The organism is Marilutibacter aestuarii (genome assembly GCF_006546775.1).
GTDB lineage: Bacteria > Pseudomonadota > Gammaproteobacteria > Xanthomonadales > Xanthomonadaceae > Marilutibacter > Marilutibacter aestuarii.
Window position 1 is genome coordinate 1 of sequence record NZ_VICE01000004.1, and the last position, 23,690, is coordinate 23,690.

The 23,690-nt window shown below is 69.9% G+C and carries 21 protein-coding genes; 11 read left to right on the forward strand and 10 right to left on the reverse strand.

The window, feature by feature from the left end; genetic code table 11:
• Positions 1-317: 317 nt before the first annotated feature.
• Positions 318-1,580: a flavohemoglobin expression-modulating QEGLA motif protein gene (locus FKV25_RS00440; RefSeq protein WP_141516821.1), complete on the reverse strand. Its 1,263-nt coding sequence runs from the start codon at positions 1,578-1,580 to the stop codon at positions 318-320.
• 84 nt (positions 1,581-1,664) lie between these two features.
• Entirely contained in the window at positions 1,665-2,807 is a 1,143-nt protein-coding gene (rsgA, locus tag FKV25_RS00445) for a ribosome small subunit-dependent GTPase A (RefSeq protein WP_141516822.1), read from the reverse strand.
• A gap of 164 nt (positions 2,808-2,971) precedes the next feature.
• Between rsgA and FKV25_RS00450 the strand changes: the two genes are divergently transcribed.
• The 3 genes from FKV25_RS00450 (at position 2,972) to FKV25_RS00460 (ending at position 5,629) form a co-directional block, all read left to right on the forward strand.
• Positions 2,972-4,231 carry an aminotransferase class I/II-fold pyridoxal phosphate-dependent enzyme gene (locus tag FKV25_RS00450; protein WP_141516823.1) on the forward strand — a complete coding sequence of 420 codons (1,260 nt, stop codon included), beginning with the start codon at positions 2,972-2,974 and terminating at the stop codon, positions 4,229-4,231.
• An 82-nt stretch (positions 4,232-4,313) separates the two neighbouring features.
• Positions 4,314-4,922: an SGNH/GDSL hydrolase family protein gene (locus tag FKV25_RS00455; RefSeq protein WP_141516838.1), complete on the forward strand. Its 609-nt coding sequence runs from the start codon at positions 4,314-4,316 to the stop codon at positions 4,920-4,922.
• Between the two features lie 11 nt (positions 4,923-4,933).
• A complete protein-coding gene (locus FKV25_RS00460; RefSeq protein ID WP_141516824.1) occupies positions 4,934-5,629 on the forward strand; it encodes a methyltransferase domain-containing protein in 696 nt (231 codons plus the stop codon).
• A gap of 24 nt (positions 5,630-5,653) precedes the next feature.
• Here FKV25_RS00460 and FKV25_RS00465 read toward each other — a convergent pair whose 3' ends face one another.
• Complete coding sequence (locus tag FKV25_RS00465; protein ID WP_141516825.1) at positions 5,654-6,448, reverse strand: polysaccharide deacetylase family protein; 795 nt, start codon at positions 6,446-6,448, stop codon at positions 5,654-5,656.
• Between the two features lie 96 nt (positions 6,449-6,544).
• Here FKV25_RS00465 and grxD point away from each other — a divergent pair, with 96 nt between their 5' ends.
• Positions 6,545-7,474 (forward strand): Grx4 family monothiol glutaredoxin, encoded by a 930-nt coding sequence (gene grxD, locus FKV25_RS00470; protein ID WP_141516826.1) that lies wholly within the window; start codon positions 6,545-6,547, stop codon positions 7,472-7,474.
• A gap of 616 nt (positions 7,475-8,090) precedes the next feature.
• Here the strand turns inward: grxD and FKV25_RS00475 are convergent.
• Together FKV25_RS00475 and FKV25_RS00480 are read right to left on the reverse strand one after the other, a co-directional pair.
• The gene (locus FKV25_RS00475; RefSeq protein WP_141516827.1) at positions 8,091-8,633 is read right to left on the reverse strand and encodes a DUF924 family protein; all 543 of its coding nucleotides are present in this window, start codon (positions 8,631-8,633) and stop codon (positions 8,091-8,093) included.
• Between the two features lie 77 nt (positions 8,634-8,710).
• Complete coding sequence (locus FKV25_RS00480; protein ID WP_141516828.1) at positions 8,711-9,337, reverse strand: lysozyme inhibitor LprI family protein; 627 nt, start codon at positions 9,335-9,337, stop codon at positions 8,711-8,713.
• Between the two features lie 168 nt (positions 9,338-9,505).
• On the opposite strand from FKV25_RS00480, the gene FKV25_RS00485 reads away from it, so the two are divergent.
• The gene (locus tag FKV25_RS00485; RefSeq protein ID WP_141516829.1) at positions 9,506-10,960 is read left to right on the forward strand and encodes an amidohydrolase; all 1,455 of its coding nucleotides are present in this window, start codon (positions 9,506-9,508) and stop codon (positions 10,958-10,960) included.
• On the forward strand, positions 10,957-12,273 hold the full coding sequence (locus FKV25_RS00490; protein WP_141516830.1) for an amidohydrolase family protein: 1,317 nt from the start codon (positions 10,957-10,959) through the stop codon (positions 12,271-12,273). Before FKV25_RS00485 ends, FKV25_RS00490 begins: the two co-directional genes overlap by 4 nt.
• Positions 12,274-12,304: 31 nt before the next feature.
• Here the strand turns inward: FKV25_RS00490 and FKV25_RS00495 are convergent, their stop codons facing one another.
• Entirely contained in the window at positions 12,305-13,939 is a 1,635-nt protein-coding gene (locus FKV25_RS00495; RefSeq protein ID WP_141516831.1) for a sensor domain-containing diguanylate cyclase, read from the reverse strand.
• 141 nt (positions 13,940-14,080) lie between these two features.
• On the opposite strand from FKV25_RS00495, the gene FKV25_RS00500 reads away from it, so the two are divergent.
• The 4 genes from FKV25_RS00500 to FKV25_RS00515 all read left to right on the forward strand — a co-directional run bounded on the left by FKV25_RS00500 (position 14,081) and on the right by FKV25_RS00515 (position 19,743).
• Complete coding sequence (locus tag FKV25_RS00500; RefSeq protein ID WP_246071796.1) at positions 14,081-14,725, forward strand: 2-hydroxychromene-2-carboxylate isomerase; 645 nt, start codon at positions 14,081-14,083, stop codon at positions 14,723-14,725.
• Positions 14,726-14,822: 97 nt separating this feature from the next.
• Positions 14,823-15,767, forward strand: coding sequence for a DegV family protein (locus FKV25_RS00505; protein WP_141516832.1), 945 nt, complete (start codon positions 14,823-14,825; stop codon positions 15,765-15,767).
• 92 nt (positions 15,768-15,859) lie between these two features.
• The gene (locus FKV25_RS00510; protein WP_246071797.1) at positions 15,860-19,300 is read left to right on the forward strand and encodes an amidohydrolase family protein; all 3,441 of its coding nucleotides are present in this window, start codon (positions 15,860-15,862) and stop codon (positions 19,298-19,300) included.
• A 98-nt stretch (positions 19,301-19,398) separates the two neighbouring features.
• Positions 19,399-19,743 carry a hypothetical protein gene (locus FKV25_RS00515; RefSeq protein WP_141516841.1) on the forward strand — a complete coding sequence of 115 codons (345 nt, stop codon included), beginning with the start codon at positions 19,399-19,401 and terminating at the stop codon, positions 19,741-19,743.
• A gap of 15 nt (positions 19,744-19,758) precedes the next feature.
• On the opposite strand, the gene FKV25_RS00520 is transcribed toward FKV25_RS00515, so the two are convergent.
• The 4 genes from FKV25_RS00520 to frmR all read right to left on the reverse strand — a co-directional run bounded on the left by FKV25_RS00520 (position 19,759) and on the right by frmR (position 22,428).
• Positions 19,759-20,112 carry a VOC family protein gene (locus tag FKV25_RS00520; RefSeq protein ID WP_141516833.1) on the reverse strand — a complete coding sequence of 118 codons (354 nt, stop codon included), beginning with the start codon at positions 20,110-20,112 and terminating at the stop codon, positions 19,759-19,761.
• A gap of 4 nt (positions 20,113-20,116) precedes the next feature.
• Complete coding sequence (gene fghA, locus FKV25_RS00525) at positions 20,117-20,947, reverse strand: S-formylglutathione hydrolase (protein ID WP_141516834.1); 831 nt, start codon at positions 20,945-20,947, stop codon at positions 20,117-20,119.
• A gap of 15 nt (positions 20,948-20,962) precedes the next feature.
• Positions 20,963-22,072 (reverse strand): S-(hydroxymethyl)glutathione dehydrogenase/class III alcohol dehydrogenase, encoded by a 1,110-nt coding sequence (locus FKV25_RS00530; protein ID WP_141516835.1) that lies wholly within the window; start codon positions 22,070-22,072, stop codon positions 20,963-20,965.
• 80 nt (positions 22,073-22,152) lie between these two features.
• Entirely contained in the window at positions 22,153-22,428 is a 276-nt protein-coding gene (gene frmR / locus FKV25_RS00535) for a formaldehyde-responsive transcriptional repressor FrmR (protein WP_141516836.1), read from the reverse strand.
• A gap of 704 nt (positions 22,429-23,132) precedes the next feature.
• Between frmR and FKV25_RS00540 the strand changes: the two genes are divergently transcribed.
• Entirely contained in the window at positions 23,133-23,645 is a 513-nt protein-coding gene (locus FKV25_RS00540) for a hypothetical protein (protein ID WP_141516837.1), read from the forward strand.
• Positions 23,646-23,690: the final 45 nt, after the last annotated feature.

Below are 23,690 nucleotides of genomic sequence, written 5' to 3' on the forward strand. Positions count from 1 at the left end.
AGTTCCAGTTCCAGTTCCAGTTCCAGTTCCAGTTCCAGTTCCAGTTCCAGTTCCAGTTCCAGTTCCAGTTCCAGTTCCAGTTCCAGTTCCAGTTCAAGGACAAGGACAAGGACACGGGCAAGCTCGCCGCAGGGTGGGTCGAGCCGAAGGCGATACCAACCGCCGCCGCTACCGGCCATCACGCACGATGGGTTTTGCTTCGCGCTACCCATCCTGCGAAAGCAGGCACTAGGACCGGAGCACCACCCACTCACCAATCACCAATCACCACTCACCACTCACCGCTTAGCCAATCACCAATAACCAATCACCAACCACTAGAAAGCCAGCGGCTCGTCGCCGCCGGCGATGGCGTCCAGGCGGATGCGGTTGGCGAACAGCGAGAAGGCCAGCATGCCGGCCAGGCCATTGGCGCGGGTGATCCAGTGCGGCATCCAGCGCGCGGGTTCGAGCACGCCCTCGACGAACAGCGGCTCGAAGCGCTGGACGTCATCGAGCGTCATCTTGCCGGCGAACAGCCAGCGGCACAGCTGCAGCTTCTGCTCGCGCAGCGCCCAGCGGAAGAAGGTATGCACCGACACCAGGCCCCGCAGGTACACCGCGTCCTTGGTGAAGGCCGCACCGCCGGTGACCGGACAGCCGCGGAACACCCGCTGGGCCGAGGCGAAGCTTTCCTCGTCGGTCTGGCCGGCCGCGAGGAAATAGCGGAAGACCTCGATGAAATCGGCGCCGCGCAAGGCCATGTCGACGGCCTCGATGCGCAGGCTGATGCGCTTCATCCGGCCGATGTCGATGCTGCCGGTGATCTGCTCGGCGAAGGTCGCCAGCCCTTCCTGGGTCTCGGTGCTGCGCGGCGAGGCCAGGCCCAGGCTGGCCAGCACGGGTTGCGCGCGGCCATTGATCGCGGTCAGGGAGTGGACGAAGGCCTCGTGCTGCAACAGCTGGTCGCGGTCGTAGTCGCTGAAGGCGGCGTTGGAGCGCAGCCGGATGCGGGTGGCGCCGGCAGCGGCCTTGGCGATCATGTCCGGGTCGAGTTCGACCTCGATCACCCGCTCGCCGAAGAAGTTGTCGAGATCGCGCTGGAGCTGCAGCTGCAGGGCGGTCGCCGAGACGGTGATGTGCTCGGCCGGCGCGAGCAGCTCGCGGTCGAGTTCGTCGGCGATCGAGATGAAATGCAGCGCCGCCTCGACCGCGCTCGGGCCCTTGCCCGGCAGGGCTTCGTCCGGCCGACCATAGAGCTGGATCGAGTAACGGCTGACCTCGGCGGTACCCAGCGCTTCGAGCAGGCGCGTGGCGGTGCTCCAGCTGTGCGCGGACTCGCGCAGGTACTGGCCCAGCGGATGGTCGGGATCGGCTTCGGCGGCCACCGCGTCCAGTTCGGCGCGGACCTCGCTGAAGTCGTGCCGCGGATAGTCGATGCGCGGCAGGATCGCGGCGCCGCGCGCGTGGTCGGCCAGGAAGCGCGCCTCGACCTCGGCGGGCCAGCTGGTCAGCGAAAGGAGGTGGATGCCCCGCGCGGCCTTGACCATCCGCTCGTCGAGCGCGGCATGGTGGGCGATGTCTGGCGCGAAATCCGGCATGGCGTGGGCGGGGCCCGGGAAGCGGCTTCGCCCCGAGCATAGCCCCTGCGGGCCGCGAGGGGCGGGATCACCGTCGCGAACGGCTCAGTCCTCGTCGTATTCGTCGTCGCGACGGGCCTTCTGGATGCGCGGGCCCTGGCGCGTGGTCGCCTTCTGCTCGCTGCGGCGATCGGCGAGGGTGGCGGCGGCGCCGGCGACCTCGTCGCGCAGCTTGTGGTAGTTGGCTACGCGCTGGGCGTCGAGCACGCCGGCCTCGATCGCCGCGCGCACCGCGCAGCCGGGCTCGCGCCCGTGCGCGCAATCGCGGAAGCGGCACTGCTCGGCGAGCGCGTCGATGTCGCTGAAGTTCTCGGTGACGTCTTCTTCGCCGGTCGGCTTGAGCTCGCGCATGCCGGGCGTATCGATCAGGCAGGCGCCCGAGGGCAGCGGCACCAGCGCGCGGTGGGTGGTGGTGTGGCGGCCGCGGGAATCGCTGCCCCGCACCTCGCCGGTCTTCATCCGGTCGCGACCGAGCAGGCTGTTGGTCAGGGTCGACTTGCCCGCGCCCGAACTGCCCACCAGCACCACGGTGCGCCCGGGGTGCAGCCAGTCGGCCAGGGCGTCGACGCTTCCGGCATCGCGCGCATTGATCGGCACCACCGCCAGGCCTTCCAGGCCCAGGCTGCCGAGGTCGTCGATGGCGGCGGCGACCGCGCCGGCACGCCCGGCTTCGGCCAGGTCGGCCTTGGTCAGCACCACGACCGGTTCGGCGCCACCGCTGCGGACCAGCAGCAGGTAGCGCTCGATGCGGCGCGGATTGAAATCGTCGTCCAGCCCGCAGACCACGAACACCGTATCGACGTTGGCCGCGATCAGCTGCTGCTTGTAGTGCTCGCCGGCAGCGGCGCGCTTGATCGCGCTGTAGCGGGGCAGCAGGGCGACGATGCGCGCGGTCGCGCCCTCGCCTTCGACCAGCACCCAGTCGCCCACCGCCGGCCGGGACTCGGGCGCGGTACCCCCCTTGCGGTAGGTGCTGGCGCGCTGCCACTCGGGCAGCGACTCGGCCGGATAACCCTCTTCCAGCGACTCGGCGACGAGGTAGCCGCTGCGGTGCTGCTCGACGATGCGGGCCGGACGCGCGGCCGGGTGCGCGCGGGCGAGCGCGTCCCAGACGTCCAGGCCCGGGCGCTCCGGGGCAGCGGCCACGCACGGCCAGCCGATCGCGACCAGGTCGGGGGACACGTTCAAGCGGCGGCGGGCATCGGGGGCATGGGGGGATTCTATCCCCGTACGCGGCCGCGACCGCGCCGGGACACGCGACCGGCGCGCTGGACACGGCCCGGCATTCGGATAGTCTGGCGGACAGTCGCGCCCAGCGCGCCACGCCCATCCACCCCACCCCGTCGCCGCCGATGCCCCCCTCCAGCCTCAAGACCCGCGAACGCCTGTCCGAAGTCCGCTACGAGATCCGCGGCGAACTCGCCCGCCGGGCGCGCGAGCTCGAGGCCCAGGGCCGCACCCTGATCAAGCTCAACATCGGCAACCCGGGCGCCTTTGGCTTCCGCGCCCCCGCGCACCTGCAACGCGCGATTGTCGACGGTATCGACCAGACCGACCCCTACACCCACCAGCAGGGCCTGCCCGCCGCGCGCGAGGCGCTGGCCGCGCACTACCGCGAGCGCGGCATCCCCGATGCGCACGCCGACCGGGTGTTCATCGGCAATGGCGTCAGCGAGCTGATCGACCTGTCGCTGCGCGCCCTGCTGAACCCGGGCGACGAGGTGCTGCTGCCGTCGCCCGACTATCCGCTGTGGTCGGCGGCGACGATCCTCAACGACGGCCGTCCGGTCTACTACCGCTGCCTGCCGGCCAATGGCTTCCTGCCGGACCCGGACGAAATCGAGGCGCTGGTCTCGAGCCGCACCCGCGCAATCGTGCTGATCAACCCCAACAATCCGACCGGTGCGAACTACCCGCGCGCGCTGATCGAGCGCATCGTCGCCATCGCCGCGCGCCACGGGCTGTTGCTGCTGTGCGACGAGATCTACGACTCGATCCTTTACGACGACGCCCGCTTCCAGCCGGTCGCGCCGATCGCCGGCGACGTGCCCTGCCTGTCCTTCAGCGGCCTGAGCAAGGTGCACCGCGCCTGCGGCTGGCGGGTCGGCTGGGCGGTGCTCTCGGGCGATGCACCGGCGGTCCGCGACTTCCACCACGCGATGGACCTGCTGGGCGCGCTGCGCCTGTGCGCCAACGTGCCGGGCCAGTTCGCGGTCGAAGCGGCCCTGCAGGGGCCCAACACCATCGACCCGCTGTGCGCGCCGGAGGGCCGGCTCTACGAAGCACGCCGCGCGGTGGTCGAGAGCGTGGCCGCCAGCCGCCACCTGGACCTGGTCGAACCGGCGGGTGCGCTGTACGCGTTCCCCTCGGTGACCGGCGCCGCGGCCCAGGGCTTCGACGACCACCGTTTCGCGCTGGAACTGCTGGAAACGGAGAACGTGCTGGTGGTCCCGGGCAGCAGCTTCAACGTGCCCTACCGCAACCACTTCCGGGTGACCCTGCTGCCGCAGCCCGACGAACTGCGGGAAGTGTTCCGCCGGATCGAGCGCGTGCTCGACCGCATGGCGGGCGATGTCGCCGCCCCCGTGCAGGCGCGTGCGGCGCTGGGTTGAGCGCGGCCCGGCACGCCTGGCCGGCCTGGTGCTGGCCGGGCTGCTCGCCGCCTGCGCCCCGACTCCACACAAGGACACCCGCATGACGAGCTACCTGGCCCTGGGCGACAGCTACACCATCGGCGAGGCCGTGCCCGTGGAAGGCCGCTGGCCGGTGCAACTGGCCGCCGCGCTGCGCGCCGACGGCATTGCCCTGGACGACCCGCGCATCATCGCCACCACCGGCTGGACCACCGACGAGCTGTCGGCCGCGCTCGATGCCGCCGAGCCGCTGGGCGAATGGGGCTTCGTCAGCCTGCTGATCGGCGTCAACAACCAGTACCGCAACCGCGGACTGGACAACTACCGCGAGGAGTTCGACGCCCTCCTGCAGCGCGCGATCGGCTACGCCGGCGGCGACGCCAACCGGGTCATGGTGCTCTCGATCCCGGACTGGGGGGTGACCCCGTTCGGCCGCGAGGACACCCGCGGCGCGACGGCCATCGGCGCGCAGATCGATGCCTTCAACGCCGCCGCGCGCGAGCTGAGCCAGGCGCGCGGCGTGCGCTTCGTCGACATCACGCCGGTGTCGCGCGCCCGCGGGGCGGAGCCGGCGATGGTCGCCGAGGACGGCCTGCATCCTTCCGCGGCGATGTACACCGAGTGGACGCGCGTCGCCGAGCCGGTCGCACGAAGCCTGCTGCGACCCTGAGGCCGCCCCGCATGCGCGACGACGCCCGCCCGCTGCCATCGGCCTCGGCCCGCGCGATCGCGCATGCGTTCGGCCCGGACCGCTGGCTGGGCAATCGCTGGGACTACTTCTACAGCCGCGGCAAGCTGGGCAGCGACCCGGTCTACCCGGGTGTCATCGCGGCCCTGCGCGGCACCACGGCCCCGGTCCTCGACCTGGGCTGCGGCCTGGGCTTGCTCGCCCATGCCCTGCGCGACGCCGGCCTGGCGATGCCGTATCGCGGGGTCGACATCGACGCCGGCAAGATCGCCCGGGCGCGACGCGCGGCCGGGCGCGCCGGCCTGACCGGGGTCGCGTTCGAGGCGGTCGACCTGGCCCGTGGCCTGCCCGCGCACCGCGGCAGCGTCGCCCTGCTGGACGTACTGCAGTTCATCCCGCGCGAGGCACATGCCGGGATCCTCGATGCGGTGGTGGCGATGCTGCTGCCCGGCTGCCGGCTGGTGATGCGCACCGGTTTCGACGACGGCGGTCGCCGGGCGCGGTTCACGCGCGCGGTGGACGTGTTCTCCCGCCACCTGGGCTGGATGAACGCCGCGCCCGAGCACTATCCCGAGCGCGATGCCCTGCAGGCGCGGCTCGCAACGGCGGGCCTGGAGGTGGCGATCACCCCCCTGTCGGGCAACACCCCCTTCAACAACTGGCGGGTGGTCGCGACACGACCGGCCTGAGCGCGCGTCCGCACGGAACCGGACTCAGGCGCGTACATCCGGCTCATCCGGCAGCACGGCGCGATAGTCCAGGGCATCGAGGCGTTGCAGCACGCGCGCAAGCGTCTCGGGATTGCGACCGTGGCGGGCGCCCTCGTGCAACAGGACGATGGCCCCAGGACGCAGCTGGCGCTCGATCCGCGCCAGGACCCGGTCTGGATCGGGTTCGACCGCGTCGAAACCGCGCGCACTCCAGGCCACGCGCGTGAGGCCATGGCGGGCCAACGCGGGCCCGACGAAGGGGTTGGCCATGCCCACCACCGCACGGAACCACCGCGGCGGCGCGCCCGCGGTCGTGGCGAGCGCGGCCTGGGCGCGGTCGACCTGCGCGCGCATCGCCGCCGGCGGCAGGGCCCAGAACCAGGCCGAAGGGTGGTCGAAGCTGTGGTTGCCGATGCCATGGCCGCGGCGGACGATCTCGCGCACGGCGTCGGGCCGCGCGAGCGCGCGCGCCCCGACAAGGAAAAACGTCGCCTTCGCACCATGGGCGTCGAGCAGGTCGAGGATCGCCCCGGTGTCCGCCGAAGGGCCGTCGTCGATCGTGAGCCAGACCGTGCGCGCCCCGCCCGGCAGGCGCGACAGGACCGGGCTGAACAGGCGCGAGCCAGGCCTGAGGGTCCCCCACACGACCGCCAGGTGGCTGGCCAGCAGCAGCGGCAGGCCCCAGCGCCAGCCGATGGCCCACCACACGGCGACCACCAGGCCCTGCGAAGCGGCGAACACCCACAGCCAGGCCCAGGGCCGGCGCGGCGGTCGATGCAGGGAGGCTTCAGAGCGCATGCGGCATGCTAACCCGTGGATGGGCCGATGCGGCTTGTGTCGCCGGCCCCGCGCCCCCACCTCCACAGCGAACCAGCCCTTACACAGGTACCCGCCATGTCCCTCGATCCCGCCGTGCGTTCGCGCATCGAATCCCTGCTGCAGTCGAACCACGTCGTGCTGTTCATGAAAGGCGAGCCGAACGCGCCGCAATGCGGCTTCTCGGCCAAGGCCTCGGGCGCGCTGAGCGCGCTGTTGCCCGGCGGCTACGCGCACGTGGACGTGCTCTCGGACCCGGAGATCCGCGAGGGCATCAAGGCCTACGGGCAGTGGCCGACGATCCCGCAGCTCTACATCGGCGGCGAACTGGTCGGCGGCAGCGACATCGTCGAGCAGATGCTCAATTCCGGCGAGTTGCACGGTGCCCTGGGCCTGCCGGCGCCGGACCGCAGCCCGCCGACGGTCACCGTCACCCCGGCCGCGATCGCGATGCTGCGCGATGCCGCCGCCAACGCCGGCGCCGGCTATGCGGTGCAGGTCGAGGTCGACGCGCGCTTCCAGACCCGCCTGCAACTGGCGCCGGCCGATCCGAACGCCATCGCGGTGGAGATCGACGGCCTGCGCCTGCAGTTCGACCTGGCTGGCTTGCGCCGCGCCGACGGCCTGTCGATCGACTGGGTCGACGACGAGCGCGGCCGTGGCCTGGTGATCGACAACCCGAACGCTCCGCCGAAGGTCAAGCCGATGTCGCCGGCCGATGCCGCCGCCCGCCTGGCCGCCGGCACCCTGACCCTGGTCGACGTCCGCCCCGCCAGCGAGCGTGCGCAGGCATCGGTCGGCGTCGCCTGCGCCACCCTGGACGATGGCAACGCCGCCTCGCTTGAGGCCCTGGACAAGGCCACGCCGCTGGCCTTCCTGTGCCACCACGGTGCACGCAGCGCCCAGGCAGCCGAGCATTTCCGCGCCCTCGGCTTCCGCGAGGTCTACAACATCGAAGGCGGCATCGATGCCTGGGCCGACATCGACGGTTCGATTCCGCGCTACTGAGCTGCGCCACTACGCGACGCACGAGGCCCGCATGTCCCGGCATGCGGGCCTCCTTTTTTTTTTTCCGGGGACATGCCGGGCGCCGCGTGGACGGCGGCATCGCCCGATGGCGGAGGGTCCACCGCAAGATGGGTCGAGCGGAGCGAAACCCATCACCCGCGCGCGACCATTACCGCAAAGGCTGGATCCCAGCGTTCGCTGGGATGACGGCGGGCGGGCTGCGGGACGGGCTTCGGCTGCCACGTCGCCGCAGGGTGGGTCGAGCCGCAGGCGATACCCACCGTCGCTCACGGCCATGACGCATGATGGGTTCTGCGTCGAGCGACCTTTCCCGCGGTGTTCGATGCGAGGCTGTCGATTGATTGCGATCGCGCGGCGGCGGCGCGGGGAAGGCCAAGCTTGATCGACTTGCCAGCTTGCGTGGTGCAATGCGCTGCGCTTATTGCGCCCTACTAGTCTGCACCCATACCGGGACCCCGGGTGCGCTTCGCTTACCCGGGCTACGTGAACTGGATTCCAGCGTTCGCTGGAATGACGGCATGGGGGGCCATCGCCGTAGTGCCGTAGGATGGGTCGAGCGAAGCGATACCCATCATCGACTTCGACCGAACGACGCTCAGCCCTTGAAGCCGCCGGCGTCCAGCCAGGCCTGCTCTTCGGGCGTGGTCTCGCGGCCGAGCACGGCGTTGCGATGCGGGAAGCGGCCGAACTTCTCGATGATCTCCTTGTGCAGCACCGCCCACTTGTCGGCGTCCTCGCCGTCCAGGTTCTGGTGCAGCTCCACCGAGCGCTCCTGGTCGGCCAGGTCCTCGGAGTGCTCGAAGGGCATGTAGAAGAACACGCGCAGGGCGGGGTCGACCTCGGCGTCGTAGCCGCGGTCCACCGCCTGCTCGGCGTACGCGCGGGCCTGGGCGTCGTACGCGTAGGCACGGGCACTGTCGCGGTGGATGTTGCGCGGCATCTGGTCGAGCAGCAGGATCAGGGCCAGCGCGCCTTCCGCGCTGTCCATCCAGGCCTCGCCCTTGCCGGCGGCGGCATCCTCCATCGCGTCCTCGAACGCCATCTCACACATGTCGTCAAAGGTCTCGTCCTTGGCGAACCAGCGTTCCGGGCCGGCATCTCGCCAGAAATCGACGACTTCCTTCGCGGTTACGTTCACGCACTTACCTCTCGTGTATCTGGAAATTCAGGGGCATACCCTAGCAAGTCGCGACCGAACATCGCGCGAACACCGGTTCAGGCGGGCGGCCCGGCATCGGCTTCGAGCAGCTCGTCGCCCTCGGCCTCGACGTCCATGTCGATGTCTTCATCGCCCAGCTGCATCTCCAGCTCGCTGATCCAGGCCTGGGTGACGCTCTCGAGCGTCACCGCGTGGATCAGGGGACGCAGCGCGCCACCGGAATACGACGCGGCGATGAAGCGCGCGTAGCGGCCGCGGTAGTCCAGCCAGCGTGCATGCGCCTCCTCGAAGGTCTGCAGGGATTCGCCGTCGAGCTGCTGGCGCAGGTGCGCGACCAGTCGCGCCAGGTCGCCGTCGGCCTGCTTGAAGGCCTGCAGCGCCTCGTGGTCGATGCCATGGACCGCGCCCTCGACCTCGCGTGCCTGCCGCGCGACTTCCTCGGCCTTGGTGAAATAGCTGTCGGCGATGCGCGCGGCGGTTTCCGCGCGACCGAGCAGGCGGTGCTCGAAGCGGCGCAGGTCGTCCAGGCTGGTGTCGGCCGTCTCCAGCCCCTGCATGAGCGCCAGCAGGCGCTGGTGGCGGTCGATCGCGTCCACGCTGCGGCGGCGCTCGACCCGGCGCTGGACGAAGTAGAAGGTCCAGGTCAGGGCCGCGCCCACGATGAGATAGATGATCTGTTCCACGCTCGATGCCTCCGGTGACCGCTCCCTGGTTCAGGCGCCTAGTGTGCCCTGTCGGGGTCTCCCCCGTTGCGACCGGGGCGGGTGCGCATGACCTTTGTCAGGGTTGGCAGCGCCCGCGGGGCCGTCTACGGTCGAAGGGCTGTCAACACGACACCCGGGGAAACCGACATGTTCCGACCCACCAACGCCGCGCTCGCCGTGGCGCTTGCCACGACGCTTGCGTCGACCGCGGCGCTCGCCGCCGAGAAGGCGAAGCCACGCTTCGTCGACGATCCCTACCCCAGCACCTACGAACGGATCGCCTCGCCGCCGGTGCTGATCCGAGGCGCCACCGTGCTCACCGGCACCGGCGAGCGCCTGGAAGGCGCCGACGTGCTGATGCGCGACGGCCGCATCGAAGCCGTCGGCACGGGCCTGGCCGCGGACGGCGCCACCGTCGTCGACGGCACGGGCAAGTGGGTCACGCCGGGCCTGATCGACGTGCACTCGCACCTGGGCGTCTACGCCAGCCCCAACGTCGGCGCGCACAGTGATGGCAACGAGATGACCTCGCCGGTGACCCCCAACGTCTGGGCCGAGCACTCGGTCTGGCCGCAGGACCCGGGCTTCGCCGCGGCGCTGGCCGGCGGCATCACCTCGCTGCAGATCCTGCCCGGCTCGGCCAATCTGGTCGGCGGGCGCGGCGTCACCCTGAAGAACGTCCCCGCGACCAGCTACCAGGCGATGAAATTCCCCGGTGCGCCGTGGGGGTTGAAGATGGCCTGTGGCGAGAACCCCAAGCGCGTCTACGGCGGCCGCGGCACCGCGCCGTCCACGCGCATGGGCAACGTCGCCGGCTACCGCGCGGCCTTCATCGATGCCGCCGAGTACCTGGCCAAGAACAAGCCCAAGTCCGACGAGGGCGGCAAGCGCCGCTGGTGGCAGGGCAGCGACGATGGCGCCGACAGCGATCAGGCCACCGGCGGCAAGCGCGACCTCAAGCTCGACACGCTGGCCGGGGCGATCAACGGCGACATCCAGGTGCACATCCACTGCTATCGCGCCGACGAGATGACCACGATGCTCGACCTGGCCAATGAGTTCGGCTTCAAGGTCGCCGCCTTCCACCACGGCGTGGAGGCCTACAAGCTCGCCGACCGGCTGGCCGAGGAAGGCGTCTGTGGTGCGCTCTGGGCCGACTGGTGGGGCTTCAAGATGGAAGCCTTCGACGGCATCCAGGAGAACATCGCGCTGGTCGACCGCCCCGCGAACAGCTGCGCGATCGTGCACTCCGACTCCGAGGAGGGCATCCAGCGCCTTAACCAGGAAGCCGCGAAGGTGATCGCCCACGCCGGCCTGGCCGGCATGGACATCCCGCCCGAGCGCGCGATCCGCTGGCTCACCCAGAACGCGGCCAAGTCGCTCGGCGTGCTCGACCGCACCGGCACCCTGGAGGCCGGCAAGATGGCCGACGTGGTGGTCTGGAACGGCACGCCCTTCAGCGTCTACGCCAAGGCCGAACAGGTCTACATCGACGGCGCCCGCGTATACGACATCGACGATCCCCGCCGCCGCCCCACTTCGGACTTCCTGCTTGGCCAGGGCGCCAATGCCCGCCAGGGCATGACCGGAGGTGTCGAATGAGCCGCGCCCGCATGAAGACCTTCGCCGCCGCCGCGCTCGCCGCCGGGCTGGCGCTTGCCGGCCCCGCCGCCCTTGCGCAGGACATGCTGATCCGCAACGCCAAGGTGCACACCGCCGGCCCGCAGGGCACGCTCGACGCCGCCGACGTACTGGTGTCGGGCGGCGTGGTCCGCGCGGTCGGACCCGGCCTCGCCGCGCCGGCCGGCGCGCAGGTGGTGGACGCCCAGGGCCGCTCGCTGACGCCGACGCTCTTTGGCGGCATCACTGAGATCGGCCTTGAGGAAGTGTCCGCCGAGGAGGGCACGGTCGACGCCAGCCTCGCGCTGGGCGTGGAAACCAAGGAAATGACGGTGCGGCCCGAGTTCGACGTCACCCTGGCCTACAACCCGGCCTCGGTGCTGGTGCCGGTCGCCCGCGTGGAAGGCATCGGCTGGACCCTGCTCGGCGCCGGCAGCACCCTGGGCGGCTCGATCATCGGCGGCCAGGGCGGCATCGTGCGGCTGGACGGCAGCGCCGACCCCGTCGGCGCGCGCGTGCTGTTCGTGCGCCTGGGCAGCAACGCCTCGGGCCTGACGGGCAAGTCGCGCGCCGCGCAGTGGATGCTGCTCGACCAGTTGATCGACGAGGCCCGGGGCCGGATCGGCGCGGATTCGAACATGGCGCTGCTGACGCCGGCCGGACGTCGCACGCTGTTGCGCTACCTCGACGATGGCGGCCGGGTCGTCGTCGGGGTCGATCGCGCCGCCGACATCCGCCAGCTGCTGCGCTGGTCGAAGCGGCAGGACGTCAGGATCGCGATCGCCGGTGGCGCCGAGGCCTGGATGCTCGCCGCCGACCTCGCCGCGGCGAAGGTGCCGGTCTTCATCAACCCGCTGGACGACCTGCCCTCGAGCTTCGACGCCATCCATTCCAGCTTCGGCAACGCCGCCCGGCTCGACGCCGCCGGCGTGCCGGTCGGTTTCACGCTCGGCGACTCGCACAACGCGCGCAAGGTCCGGCAGCTCGCCGGCAACGCGGTCGCCCATGGCCTGCCCTGGGAACAGGGCCTGGCGGGCCTGACCTCTGTGCCGGCACAGGCCTTCGGCGTCGCCGACCGCATGGGCCGGATCGCACCGGGCCAACGTGCCGACCTGGTGCTGTGGAGCGGCGATCCGCTGGAAGTGAGCACCGTCGCGCTGCAGGTATGGATGGACGGCCGCGCGATCGAAATGCGCAGCCGGCAGACCGAGCTGCGCGATCGCTACCTGCATCCGCAGCGCCCGCGCGACCAGGGCGGGCTGCCGCGCGCCTATCCGCTGCCGGGAGAAGGCTGACCGACCCGAAGCGCCCATGGCGCCGGCCCGCTCAGCGCGCCGGCGCCAGCGCTTCCTCGCCCAACACGACGACGCGGTTGCGTCCGGCCCGCTTGGCCCGGTACATCGCGTCGTCGGCCCGCCGGATCAGCGACTCGACGTTGTCGAAGGGCAGGCATTCGACCACGCCGATGCTCAGGGTCAGGTTGACCGGGGCGCCCATGACGCGCCGGCACCGCGACTCCACCTCCTGCAGGAGTCGATCGGCGGTGCCGCTGGCCGCGGCCAGCGTCGCGCCCGGCAGGTAGAGCAGGAACTCCTCGCCGCCGACCCGCCCGAGCAGGTCGCCCAGCCGCGCCTGTTCGCGGATCACCTCCACCACCGCCCGCAGGCAGGCGTCGCCGACCGGGTGGCCGTGGGTGTCGTTGATGGACTTGAAGTGGTCCAGGTCCAGGAACAGCACCGACACCGGTTGGTGGCTGGCCCGCGCCTCGGCCAGCGCGCGCTGCAGGCGCGAGGTGATGCCATCGCGGTTGTAGGCGCCGGTCAGGCCATCGTGCTCGGCATGCAGCTTGGCCTCGTCGCGCTCGCGCCGGAACGCGACCATGCGATCGGCCAGTCCCAGCACCAGCACCACGGCGGCAAAGGCCAGCATGATCGGCAGGCCGTACTCCAGCCAGGTCGAGAGCGGCGCGCCCATGCCCAGCTGGACCGCGCGCGCGGTCGACACCGTCACCAGCGGCACCCAGGCGATCAGGACGAAGCCCGCATGGCGCCCGCCCTTCAGCCAGACGTGCAGCAGGGTCGCGATCGCGAGCACGTTCGCCAGCAGCAGCAGGCCATTGCCCAGGGGTGGGAACCAGTGGTTGCCCGAGGGCCAGGGCGAGACCAGCGCCAGCAGCAGCAGGCCCGGCAGGTAGAAGCCGACCAGCAGGAGCAGGCGGCTCAGGCGGGGCGCGCGCGGCCGCAGCTCGGCGAAATCGAGCAGGAACCACACCGTCACCATCGTCGACAGCGTCGCGACGAACCAGATCCCCTCCACGCCGAATGCCGCCAGCCAGGACAGGCCGGGCACGCCATAGGCATCGCCATAGGCGCACAGCACGTACAGCACCTGGGCGAACATGCTGCCGGCGAACAGCAGGTAGACGCGCTCGCGCAGCCGCAGCCAGAACAGCAGGGCCACCAGCGAGACGCCGGTCAGGATGCCGAGGCTGGCCCACAGGACGCGGACGTGGCCGTAGTCCTCGACGGTGTAGGCCCCTTCGCTGCTGACGGCGACCTGCAGGGGGTAGCGGGCATCCTCGACCCCGATGTAGACCGGCCCCGGCGCGTCAAGGTCGAAGGCCAGCGCACGCCGTGAATGCCCGCGTCCGGCGTCGGGCTGGAAGATGTCCATCGTCCGGGGGCGATAGTCCGGCGGTGCGCGCACGGTGATGCGCGCGCTGTAGGGGTGATAGACCAGCAGGTGCCGCCGGCCTTCGAACGGCGCGGGCGTCAGGCGCCACCAGCCGTCGTCGATGCCGCTGCCGGGCGGCTGCATGACGCCCTCCACCGCGGCGTCCGACAGCGCGCCGGCGGCCAGCGCCTGCTGCATGTCGACGCGTTCGATGCGATCGATGCCGCGGGCACCGCAAGGCCCGCAGGCCAACCACAGGACGAGCACGCTGGCCCAGAGTCGAGGCATGGGACTCCCCTGAAGACGGGCCCAGTGTCCTCCCTGCCCCGCCGGTCCACAAGCCGTGCCCGGCGGGCCGCGGGGCGCTAGACTCGACCGATGCGCCCGTTGCGCCGCTGCGACGGGCTCTTGGCCGACCAGGAGAGCCCGATGGCGCCCCCCGCCCCACCCCCGATGCGCTGGTATTTCGACTTCATCTCGCCCTTCTCCTACCTGCAGTGGCAGAAGGTCAAGCGCATGCTGGACGCTGGCCACGCGGTCGAGCCGGTGCCGATCATGTTCGCCGCGGTGCTCGATGCCGTGGGCCAGAAGGGCCCGGCGGAGATTCCCGGCAAGCGCGAGTTCACCTACCGCCACGTGCTCTGGCAGGCCGCGCGCGAGGGCGTGCCCCTGGTGTTCCCGCCCAGCCATCCGTTCAACCCGCTGCCGGCACTGCGCCTGTGCATCGCCGCCGGGTGCGGTGCCGACGTGGTCGACGCGATCTTCGACTGGATCTGGAAGTCCGGACGCGCCGCCGACACGCCCGAGTCACTCGCACCGCTGGCCGACGTGCTGGGCGTGGCGCCCGATGCCATCGGCAGCGATGCGGCAAAGTCCGGCCTGCGCGCACGCACCGACGCGGCGATCGCCGCCCACGTCCATGGCGTTCCCACCCTGGCCATCGGCGAGGCCCTGTTCTGGGGCAACGATGCCCACGAATTCGCGCTCGCCTGCCTCGAGGATCCGGGCCTGCTGGGCCGCGGCGAGATGGCGCGGGTCGCCGAGCTGCCGGTCGGGATCCGCCGCAAGGCCTGAACGCCCGCGCGTTCGGTTGCGCAATGCAGCATGAGTGGCGACGGCCGTCACGCTATTCTGGCGGCCACTGACATCCAGAGACGGGAGTGACCTCCCCATGCGCATCGGCCTCGTCGTGGACTCTGCCTGCGATCTGCCCCTGGACTATCTGCAACGACACGATGTCACCATCCTGCCGATCACCGTCCGGATCGGCGAAGCCGTCCTCGCCGACCATCGCGACGAGGAGGCCACGCTGGAGTTCCTGCACGCCCACGTCGCCGAGCGCGGCGCCGAAGCGGAGACCATGCCGTTCACGGTGCAGCAGATCCACGACCTGTTCCTTGAGCGGCTGGTCATCGAGTACGACTACGTGTTCTGCATGACGATCACCCGCTCGCGCAGTCCGATCTTCGACAATGCGCAGCAGGCCAGCTTCTCGATCCTCAACGACTACAAGCCGGTGCGCGCGGCGGCGGGCAACGCCACGCCCTTCGCGCTGCGCGTGGTCGACACCCAGAACCTGTTCGCCGCCCAGGGCATCACCGCGGTGGAGGCGATCCGCCTGCGCGACGCCGGCGAGGGCGCGCCGAAGATCCGCGCGCGCCTGGAGAACCTCGCCCTGCACACGCACGGCTACATGATCCCGCGCGACCTGTACTACCTGCGCGCCCGCGCCCGCAAGAAGAACGACCGCAGCGTGAGCCTGCTCAGCGCCGCGCTCGGCAGCGCGCTGGACATCAAGCCGGTGCTGCGCGGCTATCGCGGGGAGACCTCGGCCACGGCCAAGGTCAAGGGCTTCGAGCCGGCCGTGCAGAAGCTCTTCGACTTCACCGTCGAACGCATCCGCGCGGGCCTGATGACGCCCACCGTCTGCCTGAGCTATGGCGGCGAACTCGAGGAGATGCGCGCGCTGCCAGGCTACACCGGGCTTCGCCAGGCCTGCCTGGACAACAACATCGAGCTGTTCGAAAGCGTCATGAGCCTCACCGGCATGGTCAATGTCGGCAAGGGCGCGGTGGTGGTGGCGTTCGCCGCCGAAAACGCCCCCGCGCTGTCCTGAGGCCGCGTCACCCCACCCCCGACTTTCGGCCCGGGGACGCGAGTGCTCGCGCGGGTTAGGCTGCGGGGTCTTTTGCCCGTGGAACCTTGCCGATGATGTCCCGCCGCCTGCTTGCCGTGGCGCTCGCCAGCGCCCTCTCCGTGCCCGCTCCATCCGCCTGGGCGCAGGACCCGCCCGCGCCCGCGCAGGAGGAAGAGGCGCAGCTCGAACAAGATGCCCTCGACCCGGTCGGCAACACCCCGGCGCAGGCCTCGCCCGCCGACGCCAAGGGCCGCGCCGCGCCCGGCGACGACGCCGACGAGGCGGCCTGGGACGTCAGCGCGCCGCACGGGCCGGTCAAGACCGTGCGCTTCGATACCGACGAAGGCACCTGGATGGACGTCGACGTTTCGCCCGACGGCCGCGAACTGGCGTTCTCGCTGCTGGGCGACCTGTACCGCCTGCCGATCGGCGGCGGCACCGCGCGCCGCATCACCTCGGGCCCGGCCTGGGACGTGCAGCCGCGCTGGTCGCCAGACGGCCGCGAACTGGCCTTCACCTCCGACCGCGGCGGTGGCAACAACCTGTGGCGCATCGGTGCCGACGGCCAGGGCGCGGTGCAGGTGTCGATGGAAGACTTCCGCCTGCTCAACAACCCGGCCTGGACGCCCGACGGGCGTTTCATCATCGGTCGCAAGCACTTCACTTCCGAGCGCTCGCTCGGCGCCGGCGAACTGTGGCAGTACCACGCCAGTGGCGGCGTCGCGAAGGGCGGCGGCCTGCAGCTGACCGAGAAGAAGAACGACCAGCAGGACCTGGGTGAACCGGCGGTCTCGCCGGACGGCCGTTACGTCTACTTCTCCGAGGACGTCAGCCAGGGACCGACCTTCCAGTACAACAAGAACCCCCACGACGTCATCTACGCGATCAAGCGCCTGGACCGGGAGACCGGCAAGGTCGAGACGGTCATCGCCACCCCCGGCGGCGCGGTGCGGCCGCAGCCTTCGCCCGACGGCAAGTCGCTGGCCTTCGTCAAGCGCGTGCGCGAGAAGTCGGTGCTGCACGTGCTCGACCTGGCCAGCGGCGAAGTCCGCCCGGTCTGGGACGGCCTGTCGCACGACCAGCAGGAGGCCTGGGCGATCTTCGGCCCGTACTCCAACTTCGACTGGACGCCGGACTCGAAGTCGGTGGTGCTGTGGGCGCAGGGCAAGCTGTGGCGCGTCGACATGTCGGCGGGTCAGGCCGCGCAGGTTCCGTTCACCGCCAGCGTCGAGCAGACCGTCACCGCGCCGCTGCGCTTCGAGCAGCGCATCGACGAGGGCACGTTCACGCCGAAGATGATCCGCGACGTCGCCACCAGCGCCGACGGCCGCGACCTGGTTTTCCATGCCGTGGGCCAGCTGTGGCGCAAGCGCCTGCCCGACGGCCGCCCGGAGCGGCTGACCGGCAACGACGGTGTCTACGAATACCAGCCCAGCTTCAGCCCGGACGGCAGCAAGCTGCTGTACACCACGTGGTCGGATGCCGGCATGGGCGCGATCTACGTGCGCAGCGCAAACGGTGGCGGCATGGGCACGCGGCTGACCCAGGAAAAGGGCTTCTACTACGGTCCGCGCTTCTCGCCCGATGGCCGCCGCATCGTCTACAGCAAATCCGGCGGCGGTGGCCTGACCGGTTCCCTGTGGTCGGGCGATCGCGGCGTCTACGTCATGCCGGCGAGCGGCGGCACGCCGGTGCGCGTGGCCGAGTCCGGCGAGACCCCGCAGTTCAGCGCCGATGGCAGCCGCGTGTACTACCTCACCGGCGGCGGGCTTGAGAAGAAGCTCATGTCGGTGGGCCTGAACGGCGAGGACCCACGCGAGGTCTTCAACCTGAAGTACGTCGACTCGGTGAGCCTGTCGCCCGACGGCCAGTGGGTGGCCTTCACCGAGCTGTTCAACGCCTACGTCGCTCCGCTCGCCACCGCCGGCAAGGCGGTCGAACTGAGCAAGGACACGCAGGCGGTGCCGGTCAAGCAGGTGACCGAGAACGTGGGCAGCTACCTGCACTGGGCCGCGGATTCGGAGTCGCTGCACTGGATGGTTGGCGACCGCTACCACTCGCGCGATCTCAAGGACAGCTTCGCCTTCCTGCCCGGCGCCCCGGCGACGCTGCCGGAGCCCAGCAACGACGGCGGCATCGCGGTCGGCCTGCAGGTCCCCGTCGACGCTCCCCGCGACGTGGTGGCCTTCACCCATGCGCGGATCGTCACCATGCGCGACGCCGAGGAGCGCGAAGAGGTCATCGAGGATGGCACCGTGCTGGTGCGCGGCGACGTGATCGAAGCCGTGGGCCGCGACGTCGCGATCCCCGCCGGCGCGCGCGTCATCGACGCCACCGGCAAGACCATCGTGCCGGGCTACGTCGACGTGCACGCGCACGCCGCGCATTTCGGCCAGGGCGTGGTGCCGCAGCAGAACTGGGCGTACTACACCAACCTCGCCTTCGGCGTGACCACCATGCACGACCCCTCGGCCACCACCGAGTTCGTGTTCTCCGAGAGCGAGTTGCAGAAGGCCGGGCGCATGGTCGGCCCACGCGTGTTCTCGACCGGCACGATCCTCTACGGCGCCGACGGCGACTTCAAGGCGGTGGTCAATTCGCTCGACGACGCCCGCGGCCACCTGTCGCGCATGAAGGCCAATGGCGCGTTCTCGGTGAAGAGCTACAACCAGCCGCGTCGCGACCAGCGCCAGCAGATCGACCAGGCCGCGCGCGAGCTGGGCATGCTGGTGGTCGAGGAAGGCGGCAGCACCTTCCACCACAACATGACGATGATCCTCGACGGCGCCACCAGCATCGAGCACAACATCCCGGTGGCGCCGCTCTACAAGGATGTCGTCGAGCTCTGGTCGCAGACCGACGTGCGCAACACGCCGACCCTGGTGGTCAGCTACGGCGGCCTGTCGGGCGAATACTGGTGGTACGCCCGCGACAACGTCTGGGAAGACCCCAAGCTCAACCGCTTCTTCCCGCGCGAGACCCTGGATGCACGCAGCATCCGCCGCGAGACCGCGCCCGACTGGGACTACTGGCACGTCGAGGTGGCGAAGTCGGCGAAGAAGCTGCGCGACGCCGGGGTCAAGATCCAGGTCGGCGGCCACGGCCAGTTGCAGGGCCTGTCGCCGAACTGGGAGATCTGGATGCTGACCCAGGGCGGCTTCAGCAACTTCGAGGCCCTGCGCGCGGCGACCTTCGACGGCGCCGACCTGCTGGGCCTGGCCTCGCAGATCGGCTCGCTGGAAGCCGGCAAGCAGGCCGACCTGGTGGTGCTGGACTCCAACCCGCTGGAGAACATCCGCAGCACCATCGAGACGCGCTACGTGATGGTCGACGGCCGGCTGTTCGACGTCGACGCCGATATGGCCGAGATCGGCAACCGCGGCGAGGCCTCGCCCGAGTTCTACTGGCAGCGGCATCGCGACGGCCAGACCTTCGGCCTGGAGTTCGGGCCCACGTCGATCTGCCACTGCCCCAAGGGGCACGCGCCGGGCGGCCACGTCCACCTCGACTGACCCCCGCCACGGGGGCGCGCCCAGGCGGCCGCCCCCGCGTTCACCGGGCCACCATGGCGGGCGGGCTAGGCTGGGCCATCGAACACGGGAACATGATGATGCCCACCCGCTACTACCTGTCCCTGCCCGACGGCCGACTGGCCCGCGGCGACGAACCCTCGCTGTCGTTCAGCGCCAATGGCGGCGAGGCCTTCGCCGCGCAGCTGCAGGACGCGCTGCGCACCGACGCCCTGTTCGAACGCTGGCGCGCGCTGCAGGACGAGCCCGACGAGGTCGACATGTCCCTGGGCGTTGTCGACCCGGCGGCGACCGTCGAGGGCCAGCAGGACGACCTCCACATCGACCTGGTGGCCACGACCTCCCTGCCCGGCACGATCGTCCGCCACCGCATGCGCCTGCTCGCCGGCAGCCACTGGCAGCTGCGCGACGTCACCCGCGCCTGAGCGGGCAACCCTTCGCTAGCGGTCGGACCAGACGCCCAGTTCGTTGCCGACCGGATCGGCGAACTGGAAGCGCCGGCCCCCGGGGAAGTCGAAGATCGGCTTGAGCACCGTGCCGCCGGCGGCGGTCACCGCGTCCAGCGTGGCCTCCAGGTCGTCGGCGAACATCACCACCAGGGCCGCGCCGCGCGCGGTCTCCGAGCGCATCGGGGCGCGGAAGAAGCCCCCGTCCACGCGGCCGTCGTTGAAGGCGGTGTAGTCGGGCCCGTAGTCGGCGAACGCCCAGCCGAACACCGTCGTGTAGAAGGTCTTGGCCGCTTCGATGTCATGAGCGGGCAACTCGATGTAGTCGATGGTGCGATCGGCCGGCATGGGCCTATTCCTTCAGGGCCGAAGCGTGGTGGGCAACGTGGTCGCCGATGAAGCTGGCGATGAAGTAGTAGCTGTGATCGTAGCCCGGCTGCAGCCGCAGTTCGAGGGGATGGCCCGCGGCCTCGCAGGCCGCCTGCAGGCGCGAGGGCTGAAGCTGGCCATCGAGGAACTCGTCGGCCTCGCCCTGGTCGACCAGCAGGGGCAGGCGTTCCTTCGCACCGGCCACCAGACGGGTGGCATCCCATTCGGCCCAGGCCGCGGCATCCTCACCCAGGTAGGCCATGAAAGCCTTCTGGCCCCAAGGCACCAGGGCCGGCGCGACGATCGGCGAGAACGCCGACACGCTGCGATAGCGCCCGGGATTGCGCAGGGCCACGACCAGGGCGCCATGCCCGCCCATGGAATGCCCGCTGATGCCGCGGGCGGTCGTGGTCGGGAAGTGCGCATCGACGAGCGCCGGCAGTTCGTCGACCACATAGTCGTACATCCGGTAATGCGCGGCCCACGGCGCCTGCGTCGCGTTGACGTAGAAGCCCGCCCCCTGCCCGAGGTCGTAGCCGGCGTCGTCGGCCACGCCTTCGCCGCGCGGGCTGGTGTCGGGCGCGACCAGGATGAGGCCGTGCTCGGCGGCATGGCGCTGCGCGCCCGCCTTGGTGATGAAGTTCTGCTCGGTGCAGGTCAGCCCCGACAGCCAGTACAGCACCGGGCACTCACCGAGCGCGGCCTGCGGCGGCAGGTAGACCGCGAAGCGCATGTCGCAGCCCAGCACGCCCGAGCGATGCCGCCAGACCTCCTGGACACCGCCGGCGCAGGCGTGTCGTTCGATACGTTCCATGGTGCGCGCTCCGCGTCAGTACCGGATCACGGTACGGATGGACTTGCCTTCGTGCATCAGGTCGAAGGCCTCGTTGATCCCGTCCAGCGGCAGGGTGTGGGTGACGAAGGGCGCCAGCTGGATGTCGCCGCGCATCGCATCCTCGACCATGCCGGGCAACTGGCTGCGGCCCTTCACCCCGCCGAAGGCGGTGCCCATCCACTTGCGCCCGGTGACCAGTTGGAACGGCCGGGTGCTGATCTCCTGGCCCGCGCCGGCCACGCCGATGATCACCGACTGGCCCCAGCCCCGGTGCGCACACTCCAGCGCGGCACGCATCACGTTGACGTTGCCGATGCACTCGAAGGAATGGTCCACGCCCCAGCCGGTCATCTCGACCACGACCTCCTGGATCGGCTTGTCGTGGTCCTTCGGGTTCACCACGTCGGTCGCGCCCATCTGCTTCGCCATCGCGAACTTGTCGGGGTTGGTATCGATCGCGATGATGCGGCCGGCCTTCGCCTGGCGCGCCCCCTGGATCACCGCCAGGCCGATGCCGCCCAGGCCGAAGACCGCCACCGAGTCGCCTGCCTGCACCTTCGCCGTGTTGTGGACCGCGCCGATGCCGGTGGTCACGCCGCACCCGAGCAGGCAGACGTGTTCGGGGTTGGCCTCGGGGTTGACCTTGGCCAGCGAGACTTCGGCGACGACGGTGTACTCGCTGAAGGTCGAGCAGCCCATGTAGTGGTACAGCGGTTGGCCGTTGTAGCTGAAACGCGACGTGCCGTCGGGCATCACGCCCTTGCCCTGCGTGGCGCGCACCGACGTGCACAGGTTGGTCTTGCCCGACTTGCAGAACAGGCATTCCCCGCACTCGGCGGTGTACAGCGGGATCACGTGGTCGCCCGGCTTGACGCTGGTCACGCCCTCGCCGACCTCCACCACCACGCCCGCGCCTTCATGCCCCAGCACCACGGGGAACAAACCCTCCGGATCATCGCCCGACAGCGTGAAGGCATCGGTGTGGCAGACGCCGGTGTGGCTGATCTTCACCAGCACCTCGCCCTTCTTCGGCGGGGCGACGTCGATCTCGACGATCTGCAGGGGCTTTCCGGCTTCGAAAGCGACGGCGGCACGGCTCTTCATGGCGACTCCTGTTGCATGGGTATTGCGCCGGGACGCGTGGCACCGGCAGGGGAAGGGTGGGGCTCAGGCGAACCCGCGACTCATTTCAGGTAGGCCCGGATCAGGCCGGCGACCTCGGCCACGCGCGCGCCACGCTGCTGCTCCGAGGCGGCCGCATGGCTGAACTCCTCGCGGATGTGCGACTCCAGCACCTCCGACATCAGGCCGTTGACCGCCCCGCGGATCGCGGCGATCTGCTGCAGCACGGCCGCACACTCCGCGCCGCCCTCGAGCGCCCGCTCCAGGGCCTCGGTCTGCCCGCGGATCCGCCGGATCCGGGTCAACACCTTCTTCTTCTCTTCGGGCGAATGCGGCATGCGTGCTCCCGTCGGCCGGGACGGCCTGTGACCATACTGGGGTATAGTATATCAACGAAGGCCGCGCCGCGTGCTGCACTCGCCCCGACCACCGTTCGCGCAGCCAGACGCCCGCACCCGGCGCCCGGCCACACTCGATCGTCACCCGTTAGCACCCGAAATACGAGCGAATAACTGATATCACCCCTTGAATGCCTGATATCCAGGAGGCCCATTCGCCAGTGGATCGCAGCCCTCTCGGCCAAGCCATTGAATGCGGCGGGAATTGTCCGTTTGACGGCGATGCCGCCCCCAACCCACAATCCGTTATCACCCCACTTTTGGGGTCTACTTGGTGTTAGCCGGACAAAGCAAGCCGCTCATCGGATCAGGAAATATCTGACATGAGAAAGCGAGATTGCCTGATTGATCGGGCCGTTGCAGATCAGCATTCTCAGCAAGGCCCTGGGGGACGGCGGATAACGAAGTTATTCGCCGTCCCCCAGGGCCTTGCTGGTTTCTGAGCATCCATCCGCTCGCTGCGGCCGCTTTCCGGGAGGCCGAAAGATGGACCCACGCAACGCGTAGCGGCCTACTTTGTACGTCTAACTAATCGTCGGAGCTGACGCCGCTCCGTAGCTCGCTGCATCCGGGATGCTTCGCGTTATGATCGGCTTCGGGTGACCGCATCGGGCGGCGCACCTCAACTCAGGTTGTTAGGGCGCATGAAGACAGTCCTTACAGTCATCGTCTCATCACTAGCAGCCCTGGCAGTTCAGCCGCTTGTGATGTTCGTATGGTTTGTTCTGCCTCATATACTGATCGGCGCCGACATGCCGTGGTTAGAGCTTGGCCCAATCTTCTTCTACACAGTTCTGTTCTCTATACCGTTCGTCTTGCTTCTCGGTATTCCGCTCTCTCTCCTCTTGCACAAGTTCGGGAAGCTTAGGTGGTGGCCGCTTGCGCTGGCCGGTGCCATAGCAGGTTCTCTACTGGTTGGTTGGGACACACCTGGCGGAGATCCAGGCTTTTCCTCGGGTGGCAATTGGTACGGAAAGCATGTCGACTTCGTTGTAGCTGGACAGCCCACGCTGTACGGCTGGCTAAACCACATCCAGTCAATCGTAGCTTTTGCCGCCCATGGCTTCTTCGGCGCAACGGCGTACTATTTTGTTTGGGTCAGCACCATGCGCCCTAACAATTCCGTAGGGAGCTTCCCGTCAACCCGGGGCGCATGACGTCCTTGCCTTGAGCTTGAGGCTTGGCTGTTTCCTCGTTGTAGT